Source organism: Faecalibacterium sp. DFI.5.82 (assembly GCF_029076575.1).
GTDB lineage: Bacteria > Bacillota > Clostridia > Oscillospirales > Ruminococcaceae > Faecalibacterium > Faecalibacterium duncaniae.
The window spans coordinates 1-354 of record NZ_JARFIS010000167.1; the positions used below are offsets into that span (position 1 = coordinate 1).

1 protein-coding gene is annotated in these 354 nt (G+C 61.0%); it reads left to right on the top strand.

Annotated elements, in window-relative coordinates:
• Nucleotides 1-305: hypothetical protein (locus P0G09_RS16085; RefSeq protein ID WP_275253162.1), on the top strand; the 305-nt coding region annotated here is incomplete at its 5' end.
• Nucleotides 306-354 lie beyond the last annotated feature (49 nt).

A 354-nucleotide genomic window follows, 5' to 3' on the forward strand; every position in this document is an offset into this window, starting at 1 on the left:
TCTTTACCACCGACCCGGCAGCGGCCAGCTACGGCTGCACCATGCTGGCCTTTGAGTCGGTGACCTACCTGTTTGTGGCACAGAAGCAACTGTTCGAGGCCCGCCTGCGCGGTGCCCAGAAGATGGGGCTGTATCTGGCCTCCAGCCTGGGGCAGATCGCCCTGAACCTGCTGGCCTGTGTGAACCTGGTGCCCCGCATCGGTTTTGCAGGCTTCTGGATGTCCAGCTGGATCAGCGCACCCATCGGAATGCTGCTGGCGGCGGCGCTGGCGAACCTCTCTGGCACTTCGCACCAGCTTCCCTAATAGGGGATGAAGGAGAGGTTCAGCCGATCACCTCATACTGAAAATACTC